This window comes from Enterobacter cloacae complex sp. HYC042_NIDB, from assembly GCF_056673315.1.
The window spans coordinates 361,579-379,844 of the sequence record NZ_CP109650.1; the positions used below are offsets into that span (position 1 = coordinate 361,579).

General features: G+C 56.3%; 15 protein-coding genes and 1 pseudogene. 8 read left to right on the forward strand and 8 right to left on the reverse strand.

What is annotated here, in order from left to right; genetic code table 11:
* Positions 1–68: 68 nt before the first annotated feature.
* Complete coding sequence (locus OKF39_RS01735; RefSeq protein ID WP_479983425.1) at positions 69–2,099, reverse strand: alpha-amylase; 2,031 nt, start codon at positions 2,097–2,099, stop codon at positions 69–71.
* 313 nt (positions 2,100–2,412) lie between these two features.
* Between OKF39_RS01735 and OKF39_RS01740 the strand changes: the two genes are divergently transcribed.
* Entirely contained in the window at positions 2,413–3,237 is an 825-nt protein-coding gene (locus OKF39_RS01740) for a protein bax (RefSeq protein ID WP_032644950.1), read from the forward strand.
* Positions 3,238–3,276: 39 nt separating this feature from the next.
* Here the strand turns inward: OKF39_RS01740 and xylR are convergent, their stop codons facing one another.
* From xylR to xylF, 4 genes are all read right to left on the reverse strand, one after another.
* Complete coding sequence (xylR, locus tag OKF39_RS01745) at positions 3,277–4,455, reverse strand: D-xylose utilization transcriptional activator XylR (RefSeq protein ID WP_041911622.1); 1,179 nt, start codon at positions 4,453–4,455, stop codon at positions 3,277–3,279.
* Between the two features lie 33 nt (positions 4,456–4,488).
* Positions 4,489–5,670, reverse strand: coding sequence for a xylose ABC transporter permease XylH (gene xylH, locus OKF39_RS01750; protein ID WP_333022378.1), 1,182 nt, complete (start codon positions 5,668–5,670; stop codon positions 4,489–4,491).
* Positions 5,648–7,189 carry a xylose ABC transporter ATP-binding protein gene (locus OKF39_RS01755; protein WP_479983426.1) on the reverse strand — a complete coding sequence of 514 codons (1,542 nt, stop codon included), beginning with the start codon at positions 7,187–7,189 and terminating at the stop codon, positions 5,648–5,650. Before OKF39_RS01755 ends, xylH begins: the two co-directional genes overlap by 23 nt.
* Before the next feature lie 72 nt (positions 7,190–7,261).
* Positions 7,262–8,254: a D-xylose ABC transporter substrate-binding protein gene (gene xylF, locus OKF39_RS01760; RefSeq protein WP_041911619.1), complete on the reverse strand. Its 993-nt coding sequence runs from the start codon at positions 8,252–8,254 to the stop codon at positions 7,262–7,264.
* 371 nt (positions 8,255–8,625) lie between these two features.
* Here xylF and xylA point away from each other — a divergent pair, with 371 nt between their 5' ends.
* From xylA to OKF39_RS01780, 4 genes are all read left to right on the forward strand, one after another.
* Positions 8,626–9,948, forward strand: a complete 1,323-nt coding sequence (xylA, locus tag OKF39_RS01765) for a xylose isomerase (protein ID WP_088204493.1) — start codon at positions 8,626–8,628, stop codon at positions 9,946–9,948.
* Positions 9,949–10,009: 61 nt separating this feature from the next.
* On the forward strand, positions 10,010–11,464 hold the full coding sequence (gene xylB / locus OKF39_RS01770) for a xylulokinase (RefSeq protein ID WP_479983427.1): 1,455 nt from the start codon (positions 10,010–10,012) through the stop codon (positions 11,462–11,464).
* A gap of 103 nt (positions 11,465–11,567) precedes the next feature.
* Positions 11,568–12,107, forward strand: coding sequence for an isochorismatase family protein (locus tag OKF39_RS01775; RefSeq protein WP_028015071.1), 540 nt, complete (start codon positions 11,568–11,570; stop codon positions 12,105–12,107).
* A complete protein-coding gene (locus tag OKF39_RS01780; protein WP_045260023.1) occupies positions 12,107–13,027 on the forward strand; it encodes a GlxA family transcriptional regulator in 921 nt (306 codons plus the stop codon). The genes OKF39_RS01775 and OKF39_RS01780 overlap by 1 nt, the downstream gene beginning before the upstream one ends.
* Here OKF39_RS01780 and OKF39_RS01785 read toward each other — a convergent pair.
* Positions 13,020–14,015 carry an acyltransferase gene (locus OKF39_RS01785; protein ID WP_479983428.1) on the reverse strand — a complete coding sequence of 332 codons (996 nt, stop codon included), beginning with the start codon at positions 14,013–14,015 and terminating at the stop codon, positions 13,020–13,022. The two genes, OKF39_RS01780 and OKF39_RS01785, sit on opposite strands and share 8 nt — an antisense overlap.
* Positions 14,016–14,197: 182 nt before the next feature.
* Between OKF39_RS01785 and OKF39_RS01790 the strand changes: the two genes are divergently transcribed.
* From OKF39_RS01790 to glyS, 3 genes are all read left to right on the forward strand, one after another.
* On the forward strand, positions 14,198–14,503 hold the full coding sequence (locus OKF39_RS01790) for a YsaB family lipoprotein (protein WP_028015074.1): 306 nt from the start codon (positions 14,198–14,200) through the stop codon (positions 14,501–14,503).
* Positions 14,504–14,663: 160 nt separating this feature from the next.
* Entirely contained in the window at positions 14,664–15,575 is a 912-nt protein-coding gene (gene glyQ, locus OKF39_RS01795) for a glycine--tRNA ligase subunit alpha (RefSeq protein ID WP_003860141.1), read from the forward strand.
* A gap of 9 nt (positions 15,576–15,584) precedes the next feature.
* Positions 15,585–17,654, forward strand: coding sequence for a glycine--tRNA ligase subunit beta (glyS, locus tag OKF39_RS01800; protein WP_028015075.1), 2,070 nt, complete (start codon positions 15,585–15,587; stop codon positions 17,652–17,654).
* Between the two features lie 93 nt (positions 17,655–17,747).
* On the opposite strand, the gene OKF39_RS01805 is transcribed toward glyS, so the two are convergent.
* Together OKF39_RS01805 and OKF39_RS01810 are read right to left on the reverse strand one after the other, a co-directional pair.
* Positions 17,748–18,158 (reverse strand): hypothetical protein, encoded by a 411-nt coding sequence (locus tag OKF39_RS01805; RefSeq protein ID WP_286088285.1) that lies wholly within the window; start codon positions 18,156–18,158, stop codon positions 17,748–17,750.
* Positions 18,086–18,265: pseudogene (locus tag OKF39_RS01810) on the reverse strand (hypothetical protein); the annotation flags it as partial. The gene OKF39_RS01805 and the pseudogene OKF39_RS01810, both read right to left, overlap by 73 nt.
* Position 18,266: the final 1 nt, after the last annotated feature.

Genomic DNA, 18,266 nt, shown 5'->3' on the forward strand with positions numbered 1-18,266 from the left:
GGTGGGTTTCACCCCTCACCCCGGCCTTCTCCCCATGCGGGGAGAGGGCCAGGGTGAGGGGGGGATAATTATTGATTACCCGCCCATACCACCATCACCTTATCGCCCTTGTGCTCGCGTACGAAGCCGTACCCCTCTTTCAGCGACAGCGTGGTTTGCTTGCCTTCACCGATCGCCGGATGGCGGGCGCGGAACTGGCCCAGCGTTTGCCAGTGGGCGACGGTTAAGGCCTGCTTGCTCGTCACGTCCTGCCAGTTCATATCCGAGCGGGTACCCTGCAGCGGGTCAGACCCCGTCGGGCCAAACGGACGCTCGGATTCATCACCGTAATAGATTTGTACGCTGCCCGGTGCCAGCAGGAGCAGCTCCGCAGCGCGCTGGCCTCCTTCGCGGAACAGGCGTGTGTCATGGGAGGAGAGATAGCTCAGCACGTTGAAGCTTTGCAGCTTTTCCGCCATTTGCTGCCAGGTGAGATCCATATCGGCCAGGCAATTCACCGCTTTTGCCGCCTGCTCCTGATAATCAAAGTTGATCATTGCGTCGAAACCGTGGCGGTAATAGTCGCTTTGCATCACTCCGTGGCCCCAGGACTCGCCGGTCATCCAGAACGGTGCGTTATCGAGCTTTTTGTCCGGGTTGGCCCCTTTCCACGCGGCCAGCGCCTGACTAGCCTGGTCCTTTAACTGCTGCCAGGCCGCAAGCTCGACGTGCTTCGCGGTATCCACCCGGAAACCGTCAATGCCGTAGTCGCGCACCCACTGGCTGAGCCAGTGGGTGAGATAGTCGCGCGGGGTATATCCCGGGATGGCTTTCGCGTGGGTATCGGGCTTGTGTTGATAAAAGTTGGGTAATCCGGAAGGGGCGGTGGATTCCGTTTTCAGATCAGGTAGGAACGCCAGCGACATGGTTAAATCGTCGAAGCCGGGGTTGTCGTAATCACCAATGTCGGTGCGGATCCATTTCTTGCCCCACCATTTTTCCCATGCGGCTTTGTCGCTAAAGTTGATGTAATCGTTGAAGCTATGCCAGCTTTGGCCCGCGCCCGGCTTCCAGTCCGTCCAGCGGTCGCCCAGGGTCTTTTTCAGCTCATCACCCTGCAGATACAGCGCGCCAAACTGGTACTCCTGCATGTCCGCAAGCGTCGCGTAGCCCGCGTGGTTCATGACGATATCGAACAGGATGCGAATGCCGCGCCTGTGCGCTTCATCAACAAGATGTCGCAGATCATCCTCGGTGCCCATGTTGGCATCGAGCTTCGTCCAGTCCTGGGTGTAGTAGCCGTGATAGGCGTAGTGTGGGAAGTCCCCTTTGGTGCCACCGCCTACCCAGCCGTGGATCTGCTCAAGCGGGGAACTTATCCAGAGCGCGTTCACCCCCAGCTGCTGTAAATAGTCGAGCCTGCTGGCGAGCCCTTTGAGATCGCCACCGTGGAAAGTGCCAATCTCCTGCATGCCGTCTTTGTGACGACCGTAGCTGTTGTCGTTGCCCGGGTCGCCATTCACAAAGCGGTCGGTTAGCACAAAATAGACGGTGGCGTTCTGCCAGCTAAACGGCGCTGGTTTGTCGGTTTCGGCGCGCTCAAGCAGCAGCAGGCCACCACTGCTGGCGTCTGGCTGCAGGGTTATGTTTCCGTTCTGCACCGTCGCGGTCTGTTTGCTGTAGAAATCACGCACCACGGTGCCTTCCGGGAAGGTATGGCTGACGTCCAGCGTCAGCGGTTTACCGTCCCACTTCGGGCACTGGCGGATAACGCTTGCAACCGGCTGTTCTGCGGTACTCTGAATTGTCAGCAGCAGCGTGGGCGTGCCGGATCGGGTATCAATCCGCATCTGGTATTCACCGTCGCGGAAAAGGCGCCACTGCGGCGGAGACCCGTCGCAGGGCTTGAGCGACAGCATCTCATTGAGTTTTATCGCCTCCGAAGGCTGCCAGCACGTCTTGTCAAAACCCAGCGTCAGAGGACGCGTACCCTTCGTAAGCTTTGCCTGGCTGGTGAAAACACCGGTGCCTTCGGCGCGTAATGTGTTAAACCCCGGCGATGACCAGTCGGCATGTGCCAGAGCGGGTAACATCAGAAAAGCTAATGCGGTGCGTTTCATTCCATTTCCTGTCGCGGCATTTTTGACCAGTGTGCCATCAGGTTGTGGTTAAAAACTCATCCCCCATCGCTTTCTGTCGGGATGACCTGTGAGGATGAGTGATCCCGCGCGAAATGAGACAGTTATCTGCGATATCGCACACATTTTTTCAGGAATGATGTTTTTATGAGCAAGTTTCAGGTGACATAGTTTCGGATTTGGACTATTTCTATACGTGCTCTTGAAGTCTATTTTTGATATGATTTGAGATTCCGCTCTCAAATTTGTGAAAAAAATAAGGTGTTGGGATGATTACATCCGACCAGGAGACCTAATGATATCGACTCCCATTCGACGATATGGGGCCGCGATACTCATGTTACTCACCACGACATTTTCGGGTGGGGTGCTTGCGAAGACGCACACGGATACAACGAGTAAGAAAGCCCACGTAATAAAGACGACAAGTAGTAAGGTTAGCAGTAAACAAGAGTATTCTCGCAATAGTGCAAAGAGTAGTTCACTTCCTGATTTGCGAAAATACCCTTCCGGAACACCAAGAAAAAAAGCGTTTCTCCGGACGGTAATGCCTTACATAACAAGTCAAAATGCCGCGATTACGGCGGATCGTAACTGGTTAATTTCAAAACAGTACGATAGCCGCTGGTCGCCGTCTGAACGCGCGCGTCTGAAAGACATCACGAAGCGCTACAAACTGAGCTGGAACGGTAACACGCGTCGCGTACCGTGGAATGCTCTCCTTGAGCGTGTGGACATTATCCCAGGCAGCATGGTAGCGACCATGGCAGCAGCCGAAAGCGGCTGGGGAACGTCTAAGCTTGCGCGTAATAACAACAACCTGTTCGGCATGAAATGTGCGAAAGGGCGTTGTACGAATGCGCCTGGCAAGGTGAAAGGCTATTCGCAGTTTGAATCTGTGAAAGATTCCGTGAACGCCTATGTGGTGAATCTGAACACGCACCCGGCCTACTCATCGTTCCGTAAATCACGCGCTCAGCTGCGTAAAGCGGACCAGGAAGTGACGGCCAGTACGATGATCCACAAGCTGAAAGGTTATTCGACGAAGGGACAGAGCTATAACAACTATCTGTTTGCTATGTACCAGGATAACCAGCGCTTAATCGCCGCCCATATGTAATCTCAAAAAAACGCCTTCCACTGGAAGGCGTTTTCTTTTCTAGATCAGCACCTCGCTGTGGCGATCCCGGTACTCTTTCGGCGTGGTGTCATACTCTTTGCGAAACACCGAATAGAAATACTGCAGCGACGGATAGCCGCACATCTGCGAGATTTCGTTGATCGACAGTGACGTAGAGACAAGCAGGCTGCGGGCTTTCTCCAGCTTCTCCGCATGAATGACGGCATGAATGGTTTCGCCCACCTCTTCTTTGAATCGCTTCTCCAGATTCGAGCGGGAAATGCCCACCGAGTCCAGGACCTGATCGACCTTAATCCCTTTGCAGGCGTGGTTGCGGATATAGTGCATGGCCTGAATGACGGCCGGGTCGCTTAGGGAACGATAATCGGTTGAGCGACGCTCAACGACGCGGACGGGGGGAACCAGCAGGCGCTGAAGCGGCAGAGCCTCTTTATCCAGCAGACGGTGCAACAGCTTTGCCGCCTGATAGCCCATCTGACGTGTGCCCTGTGCTACGGAGGAGAGCGCCACGCGGGACAGGTAGCGGGTCAGTTCTTCGTTATCAATGCCAATCACGCACAGTTTTTCGGGCACCGGGATATGCAAATGTTCGCAGACCTGCAGCACGTGTCGGGCGCGGGCGTCCGTCACGGCAATAATGCCGGTTTGCGGTGGCAGCGTTTGCAGCCAGTCCGCCAGGCGGTTTTGCGCGTGCTGCCAGTTTTCCGGTGCGGTTTCCAGCCCCTGATAGACCACGCCGCGGTACTTCTCCTGTGCGACCAGCTGGCAAAACGCATGTTCACGCTCCACGGCCCAGCGCTTGCCGCTGGTGGCGGGTAAACCATAAAACGCGAAGCGATGGACGCCTTTCTCCTTTAAATGGAGAAAGGCGGCCTCGACCAGGGCATGGTTATCGGTGGCGATGTAGTGGACCGGCGGGTAGTGTTCGGGTGAATGATACGAGCCGCCGACGCCCACAATCGGCACGTCGACGTCGGTTAGCAGCTGCTCGATGATGGGATCGTCATAGTCGGCGATAACGCCATCACCCAGCCAGTCTTTGATGTTCTCCAGACGGGTGCGGAAATCTTCTTCAATAAAAATATCCCATTCGGATTGCGACGCCTGCAAATATTCACCCACGCCTTCTACCACCTGACGGTCGTAGGCTTTGTTGGCATTGAATAACAACGTAATGCGGTGACGCTTTTCAAACATGGCTCGCTTCCCAGTTAAGTCACAATGCGGTTATCAGGCTCGTCGCTTGGTGGCAGAGTCCATCCAGACTGCCAGTAAAAGAATGGCCCCCTTGACGATATACTGCCAAAACGTCGGGACGTCCATCATACTCATCCCGTTATCCAACGACGCCATGATAAATGCCCCCATGACCGCGCCCGCCACGCTACCGATACCGCCTGCGAGGCTGGTGCCACCGATGACGCAGGCAGCGATAGCATCCAGCTCGGCGATGTTACCGGCGGAAGGAGAGCCTGCCCCCAGTCGCGAGCTGAGGATCAACCCGGCGATAGCGACCATCAGGCCGTTAATGGCGAAAACCGCCAGCTTGGTACGTTCGACGTTAATACCCGACAGGCGAGCAGCTTCAAGGTTGCCGCCGATGGCATAAATACGACGGCCAAACGCGGTGCGCGTCGCCATAAACATGCCGCCGAGCAGTAACAGCGCCAGCAGCAGTACCGGCGTCGGAACGCCGCGATAGTCGTTAAGAAGCCAGATGGCGCCCAGCACAATGACCGCCGTCAGCGCCTGACGTCCTACCACGGACGTTGACGCTGGCGACGCAAGACCCAGCGCCTGACGGCGCATACGTCCACGCCACTGCCACGCGACAAACGCCAGCAGTCCCACCACGCCGATCGTAAAGCCTATGCTGTCCGAGAGGTAACTCTGGCCAATTTGGGACATCGCCGCGCTGGTCGGGGAGACGGTCGTGCCGTTGGTGATACCGATCAAGATCCCGCGGAAGGCCAGCATTCCCGCCAGGGTGACGATAAACGATGGCACCTTCCGATAGGCAACCCACCAGCCGTTCCAGGCCCCTAAAACCAGCCCCAGTACCAGCGTCACCGCCACGGTCAGCGGCAGCGGCCAGCCGAGCCAGACGTCAAAAATGGCCGCCACGCCGCCGAGAAGACCCATCATCGACCCGACCGACAGGTCGATTTCCGCAGAGATGATCACGAACACCATGCCCACGGCCAGGATGCCGGTGATGGCGGTCTGGCGGAGCAGGTTTGAGACGTTACGCGCGCTTAAGTACGAGCCATCCGTCATCCACGTGAAGAACAGCATGATGACGATAATCGCCGCGATCATCACGAAAACCTGCAGGTTCAGCGCTTTTAGCCCCGCGAACGCGCCGGGCGTCGGAACAGCGACTTTGATATCAGACGGATTGGTTTTCGACATGACGTTCGCTCCTTAAAGCGGCTTCCATCACCTGCTCTTGCGTCAGGTTCTGGTTAATCAGGTTGGCTTTCAGTTTCCCCTCGTGCATGACCAGCACGCGGTCGCTCAGGCCGAGCACTTCGGGTAACTCAGACGAGATGACAATGACGGCAATCCCTTGCTGTACAAGCTGATTAATCAGTTTGTAGATTTCGTATTTGGCACCGATATCGATCCCACGCGTCGGCTCATCAAGGATTAATATGCGTGGATTGAGGAGCAGACAGCGCGCCAGAATCGCCTTCTGCTGGTTACCACCGCTCAGTCGGCCAATCGCCAGTTCCGGCGAGGAGGTTTTGACCTTCAGCCGGGCAAGTGACTGAAGGATGCACTGCTGCTCGGCGGCATCATCCAGGCTGCTCAGCGCGCCGGAGAACCGATCGAGTGCCGCAAGGGTGATGTTTTTACCCACCGCCATGACCGGTACGATGCCGTCTTTTTTGCGGTCTTCCGGCACCATGGCAATGCCGCGGGCAATCGCCTGCTGGCAGTTGTCGATTCTCACGGGCTGGCCGTCTATATATATCGTGCCCTCCCAGCGCCCTGGCCACACGCCAAACAGGCACTGCACGGCTTCGGTACGCCCGGCACCGACGAGCCCAGCAATCCCAAGAATTTCGCCGCTGTGAAGGGAAAACGAAACGTTATTGACCCGCTTAATGTGGCGGTTAACGGGGTGCCACGCGGTCAGGTTTTCCACGCGCAGCACTTCATCGCCCTGACTGTGGGGCTCATTCGGGTAGAGTGCGGTCAGCTCGCGGCCCACCATCATGGTGATGATGTCATCTTCACTCATGCCCGCAGCTTCACGCGTGCCGATGTGTTGCCCGTCGCGGATCACGCAGATGGTGTCCGAAATGGCTTTTACCTCGTTCAGCTTGTGCGAAATGTATATGCAGGCGATACCGTGGTTTTGCAGATCGCGGATAATATTGAGCAGAACCGCAGTTTCCTGTTCGGTGAGTGACGCCGTTGGCTCATCAAGGATCAGCAGCCTGACCTGTTTATTCAGCGCCTTCGCAATTTCGACCAGCTGCTGTTGCCCCAGCCCCAGATCGCCCACGCGGGTATCCGGTGAAATGTTGAGGCTCACCTGCGCCAGCAGCTTTTCACAGCGGAGCGTCATGGTGTCGTAATCCAGCACGCCGTGGCGGGAAATCTCGGCTCCGAGGAAGATGTTCTCCAGCACGGTGAGATGTTTCACCAGCGCCAGCTCCTGGTGGATGATGGCGATGCCTTTACGTTCGGTGTCGCGAATGTGCGTCGCCTGGATGATTTCACCGGCAAAGACAATTTCGCCTTCGTAACTGCCGTGCGGGTAGATCCCACACAGGACTTTCATCAGCGTTGATTTGCCCGAACCATTCTCGCCACACAGCGAAACCACTTCGCCAGGGTTCAACCGGAGACTGACGTTGTCGACGGCTTTCACCGTGCCGAAGCGCTTGGTGATGCTTTTCATTTCAAGTAAATAAGGCATAACTGCTCCACATAACCCGAGGGAAGAACAGTACAACGTGATGCGCCCCCGCAGAGCAGGGGCAGCGCCGGATTACAGTTCGCTCTTCTTGTGGAAACCGTCTTTAATAACGGTGGCGTCAATGTTCTCTTTATTGACTTCAATTGGCGTGAGCAGGCGAGCCGGAACGTCTTTCAGGCCGTTATTCAGCGTTGCATCTGCTTTAGGTTGCTTACCGTTGCCCAGCTCAACGGCAATTTCCGCCGCCGTATTGGCAAGCTCAGTAATCGGTTTGTAGACCGTCATGGTCTGAGTACCTGCGATAATGCGTTTTACGCCCGCCAGGTCGGCATCCTGACCAGAAATCGCGACTTTACCGGCCAGTCCCTGGGCACTCAGAGCCTGAATAGCCCCGCCTGCTGTGGCATCGTTGGAGGCCACGACAGCATCAATTTTGTTGTTATTGGCCGTCAGCGCATTTTCCATAATCTTCAGGGCATTTTCTGGTAACCATCCGTCGGCCCACTGATCGCCGACCACCTTAATTTTGCCGCTGTCGATGTACGGCTTAAGGACCTTCATTTGCCCTTCGCGGAACAGTTTGGCGTTGTTATCCACCGGCGAACCGCCCATCAGGAAATAATTGCCTTGAGGCACTTTGTCGATCAGGCTTTGCGCCTGTAATTCGCCCACTTTTTCATTGTCGAAGGAAATATAATAATCAATATCGGCGTTATTAATCATGCGGTCATAAGCGAGAACTTTTATGCCTTCCTGCTTCGCTTCTTTCACCACGTTACTTAATACCTGGCCGTTATAAGGGATAATGACCAGAACATCGACTCCCCGGTTGATCATATTCTCGATCTGCGACATTTGCGTTTCTTCATTGCCGTTAGCCGACTGAACAAACACATTCGCACCGAGTGATTCCGCTTTTTTCACAAAAATATCGCGATCTTTTTGCCAGCGCTCCAGACGCAGGTCATCAATCGCCATGCCAATTTTGACCTCCTTGGCATGCCCTGCAAAGCTTACAAGGAGGAGCGTAGTGCAGAGCGTTAGGGTCAGGTTCTTTATCTTCATAATTATTAGGCCTTTTTGTAGGGGTATGTGTTGCTGAGATAAAAGAAACATTCACTACTGGGTCGCAGCAAATTTTTAACGCGGAAAGGCGGGCTGGCAATTACAGATTTTTATCTTCTCATTACGATATTTGGTTTATTTCTGAATTTATGACCGCGATCGGATTTTAAAATTCGTAACGCCTTAATTACATTTGATTCTGGAATGCGCGCCTAAAAATAGTTTGTCTGCGCATTATTTTGCGAGCCAGCGCACAGTTGTGCATTCTCTCAATAGCAGTGTGAAATAACGTAATTGAGCAACCCAAAATGTCTATTCACTATTACTCCTGAATCAACGACTCGCCGCATACCCTGATTATGGAGCTCAATATGCAAGCTTATTTCGACCAACTCGATCGCGTTCGTTACGAAGGCCCAAAAACGACCAATCCTTTAGCATTTCGTCACTACAATCCGGATGAGCTGGTGCTGGGTAAGCGCATGGAAGATCATCTGCGCTTTGCCGCCTGTTACTGGCATACCTTCTGCTGGAACGGCGCCGATATGTTCGGCGTGGGTTCCTTTGACCGTCCGTGGCAACAGCCGGGTGAGGCCATCGAGCTGGCGAAACGCAAAGCCGACGTGGCGTTTGAGTTCTTCCACAAGCTGAACGTGCCGTACTACTGCTTCCATGATGTTGACGTATCGCCGGAAGGGGCGTCGCTGAAAGAGTACCTGAACAATTTTGCGCAGATGGTGGACGTGCTGGCAGAAAAACAGCAGCAAAGCGGCGTGAAGCTGCTCTGGGGTACGGCAAACTGCTTCACCAACCCACGCTACGGTGCGGGTGCGGCCACCAACCCGGATCCGGAAGTGTTTAGCTGGGCGGCTACGCAGGTGGTGACGGCAATGAACGCTACGCATCAGCTGGGCGGCGAAAACTATGTCCTGTGGGGCGGCCGTGAAGGCTATGAAACCCTGCTCAATACCGACCTGCGCCAGGAGCGCGAGCAGATTGGCCGCTTTATGCAGATGGTTGTCGACCATAAGCACAAAATCGGCTTCCGCGGCACGCTGCTGATCGAGCCTAAACCGCAGGAACCAACAAAGCATCAGTACGACTACGATGTCGCCACCGTGTATGGCTTCCTGAAGCAGTTTGGTCTGGAAAAAGAGATCAAAGTGAATATTGAGGCTAACCACGCTACCCTGGCGGGCCACTCATTCCATCACGAAATTGCCTCTGCGATTGCGCTGGGCATCTTCGGATCGGTAGATGCGAACCGCGGCGATCCGCAGCTGGGCTGGGATACCGACCAGTTCCCGAACAGCGTGGAAGAGAATGCGCTGGTGATGTACGAGATCGTCAAAGCGGGCGGTTTCACCACCGGCGGCCTTAACTTTGACGCCAAGGTGCGTCGCCAGAGCACCGACAAATACGATCTGTTCTACGGCCACATTGGCGCGATGGACACCATGGCGCTGGCGCTGAAAGTGGCGGCGCGTATGATTGAAGACGGCGAGCTGGATAAGCGCGTGGCGAAGCGCTACAGCGGCTGGAACAGTGAGCTGGGCCAGCAAATTTTGAAGGGTCAGTTATCGCTTGCGGACATCGCGAAGTACGCTGAACAACAGCAGCTGGCGCCGCAGCACCAGAGCGGGCATCAGGAACTGCTGGAAAACCTGGTTAATCACTACCTGTTCGATAAATAACAGCATCCAGGCCCGGTAAGCGGAAGCGCCACCGGGCATTTCTGTCAAAGGAGTCACCACAATGTATATCGGGATCGATCTTGGCACATCGGGTGTGAAAGCCATCCTGTTAAGCGAGCAGGGCGACGTGTTAGCAACGCAGACTGAAAAGCTGCAGGTTTCACGCCCGCATCCGCTGTGGTCGGAGCAGGACCCGGAGCAGTGGTGGCAGGCGACGGATCGCGCGATGAAAGCCTTAGGCGAGCAGCACAGCCTGCGCGACGTGAAAGCGCTGGGCATTGCCGGACAAATGCATGGTGCAACGTTGCTGGATAGCCAGCATCGCGTTCTGCGCCCGGCTATTCTCTGGAACGATGGCCGCTGTGCGGAAGAGTGCGCAATCCTTGAAGCGCGTGTGCCCACGTCCCGCGAGATTACGGGCAACCTGATGATGCCGGGCTTCACCGCACCAAAACTTTTGTGGGTACAGCGCCACGAGCCGGAGATTTTCCGTCAGGTGGCGAAAGTCCTGTTGCCAAAAGACTATCTGCGTTTTCGCATGACAGGCGATTTCGCCAGCGACATGTCCGATGCCGCGGGCACCATGTGGCTCGACGTGGCGAAGCGCGACTGGAGCGAGGCGATGCTGGATGCCTGCCATCTGACCCGGGAACATATGCCCGCGCTGTTCGAAGGCTGTGAGGTGACGGGTACGCTGCTGCCAGACGTTGCGGAACGCTGGAATATGCCTGCCGTATCGGTGGTGGCCGGGGGCGGTGATAACGCGGCGGGTGCCGTGGGTGTCGGGATGGTTGAGGCGGGGCAGGCGATGCTGTCGCTGGGAACCTCTGGGGTCTATTTTGCCGTCAGCGACGGCTATCGCAGCAATCCCGAAAGCGCTGTGCACAGTTTCTGTCATGCGCTTCCGGGAAAATGGCATTTGATGTCGGTGATGCTGAGCGCGGCATCCTGCCTGGACTGGGCGGCGAAGCTTACCGGCATGGCGGACGTTCCGGCACTCATTGCGGCAGCGCAGCAGGCGGATGACGCGGCGAGTACCGTCTGGTTTTTACCCTATCTTTCTGGCGAGCGTACGCCGCACAACAACCCGGAAGCGAAAGGGGTATTCTTTGGCCTAACCCATCAGCACGGCCCGGCAGAGCTGGCGCGTGCGGTTCTGGAAGGTGTGGGGTATGCGCTGGCCGACGGAATGGATGTGGTGCACGACTGCGGCCTGAAACCGGCGAGCGTCACCCTGATTGGCGGCGGCGCGCGAAGCCCTTACTGGCGACAGATGCTGGCGGATATCAGCGGGTTGCAGCTGGATTTCCGCACGGGAGGGGATGTAGGCCCCGCGCTCGGCGCCGCGCGTCTGGCGCAGATCGCTATGAACCCGGAAAAGCCGCTTTCGCAGCTGCTGCCGCAGCTTACGCTTGAACAGGCGCATGTGCCTGACGCGGCAGGACATGCCCGTTATGCAGAAAGGCGCGAGGTGTTCCGCAAAATCTATCAGCAGCTGCTGCCGCTGATGTCATAAACTCGCTTGTCCGACAGAGGCACGAGGATGTCCTTTTTTGGTCTGTGCGTGCCTCTCTTTCCTTGCCAGTATGGTGACACACCCACTGGCGAGGAGATTTATCATGTCACGCATTGCACTCATCAATATTGATACTCAGCAGTCCTTCCATCATCGCCCTTACTGGCAGGAGGGCGACATTCCTGCCTTTCAGCAGGCGATGCTGGGGCTGATCGAAGGCTGCCAGGCGCGCGGTATTCCAGTCGTTGATATTTTTCATGTGGATGAAGACGGCCCCTTCACGCTGCAAAGCGGCTATGTCAAACCGATGGCCTTTTTGCGTCATCAGCCGGATGTGGTTTTCCAGAAACACGTCCATAATGCCTTCACGGATACCGGGCTTGACCGCTGGCTGCGCGAGCGTGATATCAACCAGCTGATTATCTGCGGCATTCGCACGGAACAATGCTGTGAAACCACCGCTCGGGTAGCATCCGATCTGGGTTATGCTGTGACGTTTGTGAGCGAGGCAACGCTGACGTTTCCCATGATGTACAAGGGCATTACCCTGAGCGCAGCGGAAATTCGCCATCGTACCGAGACGGTACTGGCCGGGCGTTTTGCCGAAATTAAAACGGTAGCGGAGACGCTGGAGTCACTATAATGCGCATCGACGTCTGGTTCGTGATGTTACCCGGGGTACTGGCACTGGATATGTCAGGCCCGGCGGAGACCTTTGTGCTGGCTGGCGACGCGTTTCGTCTGCATTACATTGGGCCGCAACCGGACGTGCCGACGTCGATAGGCCTGACGATGGGCGGCATCCAGCCGTTGCCGGAAAGTCTGCCTCCGGGGAGTCTGCTGGTCCTGCCGGGGGTGAGCGACTCCCGCGTTCAGTTCTCAACGCCGCAGGCGCAGCAGATCCAGCACTGGCTAATGCGTCTGCAGCCGGTCATTCAGCGCCGGGATATCACGGTGATGTGCGTCTGTTCTGGTGCACTGCTGGCGGCGAAATCGGGCCTGCTGAATAACAAACAGTGCACAACCCATCATGACGTTATCAGCCGTTTACGCACTGTGGCTCCCACGGCGACGATTAAAGAAAACCGCATCTTTGTACAGGACGAGAATATCTGGACCAGCGCGGGGATCACGTCGGGCATCGATCTGGCGCTGCATATGATTAACCGCCTGTGCGGTCCCGAAAAGGCGCTGGCCGTGGCGCGCGAGATGGTGGTCTGGTTCCGCCGTTCCGGTGACGATCCCCAGCTTTCACCGTGGCTGCGCTATCGCAACCATCTTCATCCGGCGATCCATCGGGCGCAGGATGCGCTCACCGCCGAGCCGCAAAAAACGTGGAGCTTGCCTGATATCGCCGCACTGGCGCACGTCAGCCCGCGCCATCTCACCCGGCTTTTCCAGACGCATTTAGGGATTAGCGTCCGCGATTATCTGGAGCAGCTGCGTCTGGCGGTGGCGGAGCAGTGGCTGATGCAGGGGCGCGGCGTGGAACAGGCCTCGCTGGCGGCAGGCTTCTCCTCCCCGCGCCAGTACCACCGCGCCCGGCAGCGCAGCGTTAGCTGACGAAGCGGCGCGCGTCGATTTTTTGCAGCAGCATCGACAGCAGCAGGCTGATAACCAGCGTAGCGGCAAAAATCCAGACGATATCCAGCACCGGCCAGCTTTTGAGCTCAACGCCCCTTGTTCGCAGGGCGTGGATCACCAGCGCGTGAAAACCGTAAATTCCCAGCGAGTGCCGCGAGATAAAGCCCAGCACGGGAAGGGGACGCGCGTTCAAGGTGTTTTTAACGAGCGTGAGCAGCGATACGGCACAGATAAAGACCATCGGCCCGCAATACAGATACCAGGTATCGGCAAAATTGCCGCGCCACTGAAGCTCATGTAGCGTCCCGCGTGAAATCACCGCCACGCCGGCGATAAACAGCGCTCCGCAGAGCCAGTTCAGACCGCGCTTTTGCGTGTCCATCATCCCGATGGCGCGCCCCAGCATGCCGTAAAGCACGTAGTAGAAGGTGTCGCCGTTGATATAGAGGTTTACCGGCAACCATTCGAAACCGTCGATTTTCTGCGAGATCGTGTTCGGGTTGGCGACGATGCCAATCACCACCATCAGGGCCAGAAGCATTTTCCCGCTGACGTTTTTCACCTGAATGAGCGGAGAGACCAGATAGATAACGATGATGGCGAAGAAGAACCACAGGTGGTAGAAAACCGGTTTTTGCAGCAAATATTTGAGGGATAACCCGGCGTTAATGGAGGTAAACAGGGTGATATAGAGCAGGGCAACGGCGCTGTAGAACCCCAGACAGGCCGCGATGCGGATGAAGTGCCTCGGCTGCGCGCTACGCTCGCCAAAAAAGAGAAAGCCGGAAATCATAAAAAACAGCGGCACGCTGACGCGCGACGCGGAGTTGAGGATATTGGCAATATCCCAGTTAACGTGGCTGATGCTGTGGGCATTCGTGACATACCAGGTCGTCGTGTGGATCATGACCACCATCAGACACGCTATTCCTCGCAGGTTATCAATCCAGTTAATTTTTGACGGCATCAGTTCCTCGTATTCCCTGTAAAGTGAGTGGGACTCCCATTGTCCAAAAGTCTTCGTTTGGAAAATTCTGAGTTTTATGCGCAGGCTTGCCGGGAGACCGCGAGATTCGCAGAATGGCAGACCTTAATCTATAAAAGTGTTGATACTAAAAATAACAGCCGCTGACCAGGACGGTAATAAAAATGATGATGAAGCGTGTGGCATCACTCTTTCTGCTGTTGATGCTGGCAGGATGCAGTGCGCCACAGGAAGTCCCCGTGCAAAAAGCGCAGCAGGGGAAAATAAGCCCGGAGCGTTCGCTGAATATGGAAGCGCTCTGTAAAGAGCGGGCCGCTCGGCGCTATAACTCGGACGTTCAGAAAATTAACGTCATCGGATTCGAGCGCTTTCAGGGCAGCTATGAGCTTAGAGGGTATACGGCGCGTAAAGAGGGCTTTGTCTGCTCGTTTGATGCGGACGGTCAGTTTTTACATCTCTCCATGCGCTAGCCTGCTCGCATAATCAACAACCAGACGCCGCCAGCGTTCTGGCCGGAAGGCTTATTTCCCAATTTTCCCTAAACAACCCCGTTTCGTACTGTATATCTTGCAGCCAGCGGGTATACTGGTCCCTTCCATTTAAAACCACACGTATCCAGCACGAAATACTATGCAAAAGTTTGATACCAAGACCTTCCAGGGCCTGATCCTGACCTTACAGGATTACTGGGCTCGTCAGGGCTGTACCATTGTTCAACCTTTGGACATGGAAGTCGGCGCCGGCACTTCACACCCGATGACCAGCCTGCGCGCGTTGGGGCCAGAGCCAATGGCGACCGCGTATGTGCAGCCTTCCCGTCGTCCGACCGATGGTCGTTACGGTGAAAACCCGAACCGTCTGCAGCATTACTATCAGTTCCAGGTGGTGATTAAGCCATCACCCGACAACATTCAGGAACTGTATCTCGGGTCGCTGAAAGAGCTGGGTATGGATCCAACCATCCACGACATCCGTTTCGTGGAAGACAACTGGGAAAACCCAACGCTGGGTGCCTGGGGTCTCGGTTGGGAAGTGTGGCTGAACGGCATGGAAGTGACCCAGTTCACCTACTTCCAGCAGGTTGGCGGTCTGGAATGCAAGCCGATCACCGGTGAAATCACCTACGGTCTGGAACGTCTGGCCATGTACATTCAGGGCGTAGACAGCGTTTACGACCTGGTCTGGAGCGACGGCCCGCTGGGTAAAACCACCTACGGCGACGTGTTCCATCAGAACGAAGTGGAGCAATCCACCTATAACTTCGAATACGCGGACGTGGATTTCCTGTTCACCTGCTTCGAGCAGTACGAGAAAGAGGCACAGCAGCTGCTGGCGCTGGAAACTCCGCTGCCGCTGCCTGCCTACGAGCGTATTCTGAAGGCCGCCCACAGCTTCAACCTGCTGGACGCCCGCAAAGCGATCTCCGTGACTGAACGTCAGCGCTACATTCTGCGTATTCGCACCCTGACCAAAGCCGTTGCAGAAGCTTACTACGCGTCCCGTGAAGCCCTTGGCTTCCCGATGTGCAACCGAAACAAATAAGAGGCGGCCATGTCTGAGAAAACTTTCCTGGTGGAAATCGGCACCGAAGAGCTGCCACCAAAAGCCCTGCGTAGCCTGGCTGAATCTTTTGCTGCGAACGTGACCGCCGAGCTGGATAACGCTGGCCTGGCACACGGTAAAATTGAGTGGTTTGCTGCACCGCGTCGTCTGGCGCTGAAAGTGGCAAATCTGGCGGCGTCTCAGCCGGATCGCGAAGTCGAAAAACGTGGCCCGGCGATTGCCCAGGCGTTTGACGCGGAAGGCAAGCCAAGCAAGGCTGCCGAAGGCTGGGCGCGCGGCTGCGGCATCACCGTCGATCAGGCCGAGCGTCTGACCACCGATAAAGGCGAATGGCTGCTGTATCGTGCCCACGTGAAAGGCGAAAGCGCGGAAGCGCTGCTGCCAAACATGATCGCCACTTCTCTGGCGAAGCTGCCGATTCCTAAGCTGATGCGCTGGGGCGCGTCTGACGTACACTTCGTGCGTCCGGTACACACCGTGACCCTGCTGCTGGGCGACACCGTTATCCCGGCGACCATTCTGGGCGTGGCGTCCGATCGCGTGATCCGCGGCCACCGCTTTATGGGCGAGCCAGAGTTCACCATCGACAATGCCGACCAGTATCCGCAGATCCTGCTGGAACGCGGTAAAGTGATTGCCGACTACGAACAGCGTAAAGCCAAAATTAAAGCGGACGCGGAAGAAGCGGCGCGTAAGATTGGCGGTAATGCCGACCTGAGCGACAGCCTGCTGGAAGAGGTCACTTCTCTGGTGGAATGGCCGGTTGTGCTGACCGCGAAATTCGAAGAGAAATTCCTGGCCGTTCCGGCAGAAGCGCTGGTGTACACCATGAAGGGTGACCAGAAGTACTTCCCGGTTTACGCCAACGACGGCAAGCTGCTGCCAAACTTCATCTTCGTGGCGAACATCGAATCGAAAGATCCGAGCCAGATTATCTCCGGTAACGAGAAAGTGGTGCGCCCGCGTCTGGCGGATGCCGAGTTCTTCTTCAATACCGACCGTAAAAAGCGTCTGGAAGATAACCTGCCGCGCCTGCAGACCGTGCTGTTCCAGCAGCAACTGGGTACGCTGCGCGACAAAACCGACCGTATCGCGGAGCTGTCCGGCTGGATCGCCCGTGAAATCGGTGCCGACGTTAACCACGCGACCCGCGCGGGCCTGCTCTCCAAATGCGACCTGATGACCAACATGGTGTTCGAATTCACCGACACCCAGGGCGTAATGGGCATGCACTACGCGCGTCACGATGGCGAAGCGGAAGACGTGGCCGTAGCTCTGAACGAGCAGTATCAGCCGCGCTTTGCGGGCGACGATCTGCCGTCCAACCCGGTTGCCTGCGCTGTAGCGATTGCCGATAAGATGGACACCCTGGCGGGTATCTTCGGTATCGGCCAGCATCCGAAAGGCGATAAAGACCCGTTTGCGCTGCGTCGTGCCGCGCTGGGCGTGCTGCGCATCATCGTTGAGAAGAACCTGAACCTTGATCTGCAGACCCTGACCGAAGAAGCGGTGCGTCTGTACGGCGACAAGCTGACCAACGCGAACGTGGTGGATGACGTGATCGACTTTATGCTCGGCCGTTTCCGCGCGTGGTATCAGGACGAAGGTTACACCGTCGACACCATTCAGGCGGTGCTGGCGCGTCGTCCGACTCGTCCGGCTGACTTCGATGCGCGTATGAAGGCGGTTTCCCACTTCCGTACGCTGGAAGCGGCATCTGCTCTGGCGGCGGCCAACAAGCGTGTATCCAACATCCTGGCGAAATCCGACGAGACGCTGAACGAGCGCGTAAACGCCGCGACGCTGAAAGAGCCGGAAGAGATCGCCCTGGCGATGCAGGTTGTGGTGCTGCGCGACAAGCTCGAACCGTACTTCGCGGAAGGTCGCTACCAGGAAGCGCTGGTTGAGCTGGCGGAGCTGCGTGACGTGATCGACGCCTTCTTCGAGAAAGTGATGGTGAACGTAGAAGATAAAGAGCTGCGTATTAACCGTCTCTCCATGCTCGAAAAACTGCGCGAGCTGTTCCTGCGCGTGGCGGATATTTCGCTGCTGCAGTAATGTGCCCGTTGTAACAAATGCTAAAAACCCGCTTCGGCGGGTTTTTTTATGGGTCTTTTGTAGACCGGATAAGCGCAGCGCCATCCGGCAGGTTTAGCCGATCGCGATTGTGCCTTCGTCTGTCTGCAGCCAGCGCGGTGCCTTCAGCGTATCAGCAAAGTAGCTGACCAGCTCGCACAGCAAATCTTCCATCACGATTTCAGATTGTCGCGACAGTGAGCCGTTCATCAGCATCTGCGTAAGCTCCTGACAGTAGCGCCCCAGCTGATCGCATTCGGGTTCGAAAGCCGGAACGCGTGACGGGAGTTCCTTCACGGTCAGGCTGGCTTTTAAAGCGTCCGGAACAGGTTCCAGAAGCGTGGGTTGCAGAAGATTCAGACAGGCATAAAGTCTGCCGTAAAGCGCCATTTTTGGGGCGGGTTCTTCGCAATCTACCAGTGCGTCGGTAAAACGTTCGCAGTTATCCGCCAGTTCGGTGAAGTCGGTGGCGTGGTTGAAGGGCAGGGTGAATAAAGAATGAGCTTGGGTTGGGGTAGTAGCCATATTGGCAGCCTCCGATAAGTGATAAAGCTTCCACCACCGGAAATGCTAACTTCGCTGGTGGTGGACTGA